The 7,251-nt window shown below is 63.4% G+C and carries 6 protein-coding genes and 2 pseudogenes; 1 reads left to right on the forward strand and 7 read right to left on the reverse strand.

Annotated features, from left to right (window positions below; translation table 11 throughout):
* Positions 1-668: 668 nt before the first annotated feature.
* The 6 genes and pseudogenes from AUC71_RS08965 to AUC71_RS08990 all read right to left on the reverse strand — a co-directional run bounded on the left by AUC71_RS08965 (position 669) and on the right by AUC71_RS08990 (position 6,230).
* Positions 669-1,223 (reverse strand): cupin domain-containing protein, encoded by a 555-nt coding sequence (locus AUC71_RS08965; protein ID WP_069623992.1) that lies wholly within the window; start codon positions 1,221-1,223, stop codon positions 669-671.
* A 24-nt stretch (positions 1,224-1,247) separates the two neighbouring features.
* Positions 1,248-1,622, reverse strand: coding sequence for a TfoX/Sxy family protein (locus AUC71_RS08970; protein WP_069623993.1), 375 nt, complete (start codon positions 1,620-1,622; stop codon positions 1,248-1,250).
* Positions 1,623-1,790: 168 nt separating this feature from the next.
* Positions 1,791-3,544 (reverse strand): annotated as a pseudogene (locus AUC71_RS08975) (B12-binding domain-containing radical SAM protein); the annotation flags it as partial.
* Between the two features lie 203 nt (positions 3,545-3,747).
* On the reverse strand, positions 3,748-4,074 hold the full coding sequence (locus tag AUC71_RS08980) for a DUF1622 domain-containing protein (RefSeq protein ID WP_204376690.1): 327 nt from the start codon (positions 4,072-4,074) through the stop codon (positions 3,748-3,750).
* Positions 4,075-4,210: 136 nt separating this feature from the next.
* Positions 4,211-4,600, reverse strand: a complete 390-nt coding sequence (locus AUC71_RS08985; RefSeq protein WP_069623996.1) for a tautomerase family protein — start codon at positions 4,598-4,600, stop codon at positions 4,211-4,213.
* 4 nt (positions 4,601-4,604) lie between these two features.
* Entirely contained in the window at positions 4,605-6,230 is a 1,626-nt protein-coding gene (locus tag AUC71_RS08990; RefSeq protein WP_069623997.1) for an acyl-CoA synthetase, read from the reverse strand.
* Between the two features lie 401 nt (positions 6,231-6,631).
* Here AUC71_RS08990 and AUC71_RS08995 point away from each other — a divergent pair, with 401 nt between their 5' ends.
* Positions 6,632-7,033: an endonuclease domain-containing protein gene (locus AUC71_RS08995; protein WP_069623998.1), complete on the forward strand. Its 402-nt coding sequence runs from the start codon at positions 6,632-6,634 to the stop codon at positions 7,031-7,033.
* On the opposite strand, the pseudogene AUC71_RS19410 reads toward AUC71_RS08995, so the two are convergent.
* Positions 7,034-7,251 (reverse strand): annotated as a pseudogene (locus tag AUC71_RS19410) (hypothetical protein); the annotation flags it as partial.

Below are 7,251 nucleotides of genomic sequence, written 5' to 3' on the forward strand. Positions count from 1 at the left end.
GAGGCCTATTACGACGAGCAGCCCCAGGAACGGCCCGGCCTGTTCCGACGCGGCGGCTTCGCCGACATGATCAACCGCGCGCTCGGCGGCGGGAACTGATCGCGCTCCGGCGTGTAGGTCTCAAGGACACCCAGTAGAGCGGTCAGGAATCGCGCTCGTCCCTTGCCAACTTTTCAGGTCTGGGCGTAGCTGGTGCTCAGCGATTCGAAACAGCGCGAGGGGCCCATGGCACAAAAGAACATGGCACACGACAATAAGGCTCGCGGCTGATCGGCGATGCGGCCGTCGAGGCTCCCGATCCTGGAGCCTCCGATTCGAGATGGTTCCTGTCGGCAATCGGCTTGGGCCTGCTCTGCATCTATCTCGTGGCTTTGAACTTCGAAACATCGGGCCGGCTCGAGGCGGTCTGCGAAGTCGCGATGAGCCAAGACGCCTTGTCGCTTTGCCTGCAATACGGCGCGCGGTGACGCGAGGACCAGCCACGTTGAAGCGAGGCCTCTAAAATGAAGAAGCCCGGCTGGAGGCCGGGCTTCTGGGGAGGTTACACGATACTCGTCCGAACGGACATCGGGGGCTGCGAGGGGATCAGCGGGGCTCCCCGATGCCGCTTTATTCAACCCTGAGCGGTGGAGAAAGTTCCAGGCAATCAAAGAGGCCTCTGCTTGGCCTCAGCCTCCGCGTTTCACACCGATCGACGCCACCAGCAACGTGCAGTCCTGACCGCTTGGGTTTCCCCAGGCATGGCGTGCGCCCGTCTGGATCAACGTGTCTCCGGCCTTCAACGGCGTCGTCTCCCCACTGTCGAGCTTCAACACGCAGGCGCCGCTGACGACGTAGAGGAGATCGATCGTGTCGGTGGTGTGCCAACCGGGGTGCTTGGGGTCCATGACATCCATCAGGCCGGGCAATCGCTTTTCGGTCTCGGCCAAGGCCGCCGCCCGGTCGACCTCCGGCGGAGGGGACGCGCCGTCGGGCGGAATCACGATAAACTCAAAGCGGTATCCACCATCCGGCGGAAACCAAGTGCGGAACGCGGGCTCCGCCCCGTCGTTCGGCAATGCCGGCATGCTGTCCGCCCCCCAGACGCTGTAAAATTTGGCGCCCGGCATCAGCGGACTCTCGACCGGCGCGATTTGCTCATCGCTGGCGATGACCGACAGTCCGTCTTGCGCCTGTCCCGTGGAGACGCGGCGGATCGAGGGCCCTTGTGCATCCTTGCTCATTCGGGTCACTGCTCCTTGCGTAAATTAGCGATGCTGCGCTTTGCGTCTCCTTTGGCGCGACAAGTCCGCCTTGCCGGCGCGCGCGATGCGGTGCGCTTCGCGCGCCCACGCGGCAAGCTCGTCCACATCCTCCAAGAGCCGCGGCGGCACCTCCCAATAAGACATGGCGACCGGCGCTTTGCCTTTCGGTGAATAGGTGAACGGGGCCATGCCTTCGGCCTCGAAGGCCGGCACCGTTGACTCGTCGGCTTTCAGGTAAAACGTATCGCCGGTCAGGATGGCGAACATCACGCCGTCGGCATAGACGCCGGCGCCGCCAAACATGTTGCGGATGGTGACCGGCCCGAAAGGGGCAAGCTGATCTCTGATGAAGTCCTTGAAGCCTTCGGACGGCGCCATGGCGGCAGGCCGTTACGCAGGCGGCGCGGCATTTTCAATGAGGCGATCTTGATCGGTGCGTTCGCCATGCGTGCCGTGATCGCTGCCGGCCACAGCCGCTTTGCCGTTGCCATTCGCTTTCATGGCGAGCGCCGGCTGGCCATTGCCGTTTTGCTTCGGCTTCACGCCGGCGACACGCAGCTCACGCTCCACGGCGGTGCGGGCCGCCTCGTTCTGCGTGTAGAGCCCCATATGCTCGGCGTCCTCGTCGGCGACGGGGGTCAGCGCGTTGTCCATGTAGAACTTCGCGGCCGGATCGGATTCCACCTTCTTGACCAGGCGGCTAAGGTGATGCCACCGCTTGCCGGCCAGGACCACCTTACGGGCGATGTCCGCCGCATATTTTGCATAGAACACGATGGGGTTCTCGATCGGCAGGCCGGAGCGACGGTCGAGCCGGTGCTTCATCCGGAAGATTCCCCATTGCAGAGGATGCACGCCCTCGGTCGGCACCGCGCCCGAGAACCAGAACAGCACGGTCTTAAGCGACTTCAGACTGATGCCCGTCGCATAGGCGCGGCGAATGATCGTCTCCAGGTGCTCGTCGGTATAGTAGATGCCCCAAGCGGTCTGGTAGGCCTGTTCCCACTCTTCCTTGCTCATCTTCGGGTGCGCCGTGCAGACGTGCTCGACGTCGTATTTGTTCATGTCGGGGTCCATCCAGACCCCTTTCTCGTAGAGCACCTTGTGGTCTTCGGAGCCGGGCAACGGCGTCAGAATGAAAAATTCCAGCACGTCGAGCGGCAGCTCGCGCTTGATGATCTCAAGGTCCTGACGAATGGACTCCGGCGTGTCGTTGGCGAAGCCGAGAATGTAGCCCGCATAGGTCATGATGCCGACGCGCTTCCAGTCGAGCAGCATCTTGCGGTACTCGGTAATCTTGTTCTGCCGCTTCTTGGCGGCGATCAGATTTGCCGGGTTGATGTTCTCAAGGCCGATGAACACGCGGGTGACGCCCGCGCGCTTCGATTTGTCGATGAAGTTCGGGATCTTGTGACAGAGCGTGTCGACCTGGATGCAGAAGCGGATGTCCATGCCGTCTTCTTCGCGCAGCTTGATGATGCGGTCGTAGATCGCTTCCCAATCGCTGTTGCGCGCGAAATTGTCGTCGGTGATGAAGAACCGGTTCACGCCTTGCGCGTAATTCATGCGCAGAATCTGCTCGACGCTATCGGGCGAGCGATAGCGCGACTTGCGGCCCTGCACGTTGATGATGGTGCAGAACGAGCACTGGAACGGGCAGCCGCGGCCGGCGTCGAAGCTCGTCGTATTGCCGATCGTGCGCGTGACGAAGTCGTAGGGCAGGAAGGGCGGCGAGGCGACGGAGCCGATATCCGGCAAATGCTTCATGTGATCGTAGAGCGGCTTCAACTCTCCGCGCGCGGCGTCGATGATCACCTCGTCGAGGCCTTCTTCGGCCTCGCCGGCGTAGATGCAAATCCCGAGATCTTGCGCGAGCTTGATGTCCGACTGCGTGTCCTTCAGCATGGCGAGGCAGCCTGAGACGTGGAAGCCGCCGATCAAGACCTGGATACCGGCCTCCCGGAACGGCCGCGCGATGTCGACGGCCCGGGGAAACTCATTCGATTGCGCGCCGACAATCCCGACAAGGCCGAGCCCGCCGTTCTTTTGGATGAGGCGCACGATCTCGCGGGATTTCACCCTGGTGTTGGTCTCGTCCATGGCGTGGACGTCGATCGGAAGATCGGGGCCGAGAAGGTTCCGCTCGGCGGCGCCCAGCGCGAGCCGTAGACGGCGGCAAGCGAGTTCGACGGCATGGTGGAGCGGACCCACTGCACCACATAGCCGTCTTTGTCGTAGTGAGACGGTTTGATCAGGATGAGTTGGAATCGCGGCCTGTCCGCCCGTGTTCGCTTGATCATCCCTCGGTCCCGTGAAGAGGCGTCCCCGTCGCATGACGGGGAACTTCTGCCGTTCGGCTAGCCGCCTCTTAAAATGGACGCTCCGGCTTTGCGCGCCCAACCCCCTGATTACAGCCGGTCAAACGCTTGCGCGGACGGTCATTGCGCTGCGCCTTAACCAAGTTGGCTGACTCAAACACATATCGTGGCAACGGTCCAACGGATTAGGGTTGCCGGGTGCCTGAGGCGGGAATTTGGCCGGATTCCTGGAGTCTGGTGAAATCCGCGATGTCTTTCGCCAGGAAGTAGTTCAACATCGTCCGGATCACGGCGATGACGGCCAGCTTCCAGATGTCCTCCCAGGTGGGGGCGACGGCCGTGTGCACGATGTCGGCGGCGAGCGCGAACTCGAGCGCGAGCAGGATCCAAGTGGCGAATTTGAGCCAGATCTCCCGTCCGCGGAGCTCGTCCGCGGTGCGCGAGAAGATCGCGCCGACGACGGCGATGATCGCCTGGGACGCTCCGAGCGCGACGACGACGACCGCGCCCACCTCGATGGCAAGCGCGATATAGTTCGCGACGATGTTGAAATTGTCCTCGATCGGAATGGCGCCGTCCCCCTTGCAGACGCCGGAAAGACTAAGCCGATTCGGCTTTCGCCGGAATTGCCGGGGGGGATGGAAGAGGCTAGAGCTCGCCGGTGAGGAATTGCGCGCGCCCCAGGCCGAAGGACCAATCCTCGTCGGTGTTTTCGACGATCGAGACCATCACGTCCGACGGCGCGATGCCGCAAGAGCGCCTGAGTTCATCGCAGAGCAGCCGGTAGAAGTCCTCTTTCTGTTTTCGCGTGCGGGGGCGAGAGGTGACGCTGACGACCACCACCTTCTCGGTGCGCGGAATGTCGAGCCCCGTGTCCTCGACGATCATGCTGCCCGGCTTGTGCTCATGGACGAGCTGATAGCGGTCGCGCTCCGGCACCTTAAAGGCTTCGAGCATGGCGCGGTGCGCCGCATCGAGCAGCGCCTTCAGCTCCGCGCCGGTGCGGCCTTCGATCAGATCAAAGCGAAGCAGCGGCATGGGATCAAACGTCCTTGGCGATCTCGCGCAGCTTGAATTTCTGGATCTTGCCGGTGGAGGTCTTGGGCAGGTCCACGAACACCACGTGGCGCGGGCATTTGAAGCGGGCGAGCTTCTCCTTGCACCAGGCGATGATCTCCTCCTCGGTGGTGTCCGCGCCGGCCTTCAGCTCCACGAAGGCGCACGGCGTCTCGCCCCATTTCGGATCGGGCTTCGCCACCACGGCGGCGCCGGTCACGTCCGGGTGGCGATAGATGACGTCCTCCACCTCGATGGAGGAGATGTTCTCGCCGCCGGAGATGATGATGTCCTTGGAGCGATCTTTCAGCTGAATGTAGCCGTCCGGATGCATGACGCCGAGATCGCCGGAATGGAACCAGCCGCCCGCGAAGGCTTCGTCGGTGGCCTTGCCGTTCTTGAGGTAGCCTTTCATCACGATGTTGCCGCGGAACATGACCTCGCCGATGGTCTCGCCGTCGGCCGGCGTCTTCGCCATGGTCTCCGGGTCCATCACCGTCAGATCCTCGAGCGCGTGATAGCGCACGCCTTGGCGGATGCGCTTCTTGAGACGCTCCTCTTGCGGCAGCTCGTCCCAAGCGGGGTGCCATTCGTTCAGAGTGGCGGGACCGTAGGTCTCGGTCAGCCCGTAGAGATGGGTGAGCTCGAAGCCGGCCTCGTCCATCTTGGCGAGCACGGCGGCGGGGGGCGGTGCGGCGGCGTGATTGAAGGCGACGCGGTGATCGAAATCGCGCCTCTCGTCGTCGCCGGCATTCAGCAGCGCCGCCATGACGAAGGGCGCGCCGGACAGATGCGTCACCTTGTGCTCGGCGATGGCGTCATACATGGGCTTGGCGCGGACCGCGCGCAGGCAGACATGGGTGCCGGCAACGAGGCTGATTGACCAGGGAAAGCACCAGCCGTTGCAGTGAAACATGGGGAGCGTCCACAGATAGACGGGGTGCTGGCCCATGCCGGTGGCGATGGTGTTGGCGTAGCACATGAGCGCCGCGCCGCGGTGGTGGTAGACCACGCCTTTGGGGTTGCCGGTGGTGCCGCTTGTATAATTGAGCGACAGCGCGTTCCACTCATCGCCCGGCATCTCCCAGGCGAAATCCGGATCGCCGTCGGCGAGGAAGGCCTCGTAGTCGAGATTGCCGAGCCGGTCGCCTTCCACGCCGCATTCGAGATCGCGATAGTCGATCAGCAGCGGCTTGACCTTGGTCCCGGCCAGGGCCTCTTTCAGCACCGGCGCGTACTCCGTGTCGCCGATCAGCACCTTGGTCTCGGCGTGGTCGAGCATGAAAGCGATGTTGGGCGCATCGAGCCGGGTGTGGATGGAGTGAAGCACGGCGCCCGCCATGGGCACGCCGTAATGGGCATCGAGCATCGCCGGGGAATTGGCCAGCATCACCGAGACCGTGTCGCCCGGCCCGATGCCGCGGCCCTGAAGCGCCGAGGCGAGGCGGCGGGCGCGGGCGTAGAACGTCCGGTAGTCGGTCTCGGCGTCGCCGTGGACGATCGCGATGTGATCGGGATGCACGGAAGCGGCGCGCGCAAGGAATGCGAGCGGCGTCAGCGGCTGATAGTTCGCTGCAGTCTTTTCGAGGCCAGTCTCGTAAGGGTTGGCCATGAACCCCGCCTTGGACGCCTTGTGGCGCGCGTTTCCTTCAACGCACCCTAGCCAAGGCGGCAGGCTCGAAGCAAATCTTCTTACGCTTCGCGCCGCTAAAAGGCGGGCGCCGGGTCAGTTGGCGTGATGGTTGTAATAGGCGAGCGTGACGGCAAAGCAGCCGAAAGCGACCAGGACAAGCGCGAGATAACCGATTTCGATCGGGCTCATGGAAGCGTCCCCTCTGTTGGAGCGACTGAGGGGATAAGGTTCGCCCGGAGGGCGGGCGGGAGCTTTGATCGAGGTCAAAATCATTCTCTATCCCTCCCCGCAAGGGGAGGGTGGACGCCGGCGCGGAACGCGGCGGCGGCCGGGTGGGGCGGGGCTAGAACACCATCAGGCCGGTATGGCAGGTTGAGCGAATGGCAAATGAACCCGCTCGTGCTCTCCGCAAGCGAATGACGCCCCAGGAGGTGAAACTGTGGGTCCGTCTACGGGAATTGAGAGATCTCGGGTTCCACTTCCGGAGACAGTCGCCGATTCTTTCGTACATCGTCGATTTCGAGTGTCGCCGCATGAAGCTCATCCTGGAAGTCGACGGAGGTCAGCACGGGGGCGACAGGACTTTGCAGAGGGACGTGGAACGAGACCAGCAGCTTAAGCGCGCTGGCTATCGCGTGTTGCGTTTCTGGAACAATCAAATCGACCTGGAAATGGAGGGTGTCATCGAGACGATCCTCAGCGTCTTGGAGGCGCAAGGCCCCACCCGGCTCGCCACGAGCAAAGCTCGGTGCGAGCCACCCTCCCCTGGAGGGGAGGGATAGTCACTCCGAGGGCGTGTCCTTATGGGCGCCGTCCGTATCGCCTTCGGACTCGGCTTCGGGCTTCAGGTCCTTCAGCTTGGCGAACACGGAATCGGCGTCGGGGGCCTCCTCCTCCTCGTCGGGGGCGGCCATGGCGTCGCGGGCTTCCTGCGCGAGCGTGGTGGCCATCTGGCCGTCGGAGGCTTGCGGGGCCTCAGGCTCGGCCTCGGCCGCCGCTT

The organism is Methyloceanibacter marginalis (genome assembly GCF_001723295.1).
Taxonomy (GTDB): Bacteria; Pseudomonadota; Alphaproteobacteria; order Rhizobiales; family Methyloligellaceae; genus Methyloceanibacter; species Methyloceanibacter marginalis.

Excerpts from the sequence above, each read along its gene's own strand:
- AUC71_RS08995 (WP_069623998.1), top strand. The coding sequence starts at position 6,632 with ATGGCAAATGAACCCGCTCGTGCTCTCCGCAAGCGAATGACGCCCCAG.
- AUC71_RS08970 (WP_069623993.1), bottom strand. The coding sequence starts at position 1,622 with ATGGCGCCGTCCGAAGGCTTCAAGGACTTCATCAGAGATCAGCTTGCC.
- AUC71_RS08990 (WP_069623997.1), bottom strand. The coding sequence starts at position 6,230 with ATGGCCAACCCTTACGAGACTGGCCTCGAAAAGACTGCAGCGAACTAT.
- AUC71_RS08985 (WP_069623996.1), bottom strand. The coding sequence starts at position 4,600 with ATGCCGCTGCTTCGCTTTGATCTGATCGAAGGCCGCACCGGCGCGGAG.
- AUC71_RS08965 (WP_069623992.1), bottom strand. The coding sequence starts at position 1,223 with ATGAGCAAGGATGCACAAGGGCCCTCGATCCGCCGCGTCTCCACGGGA.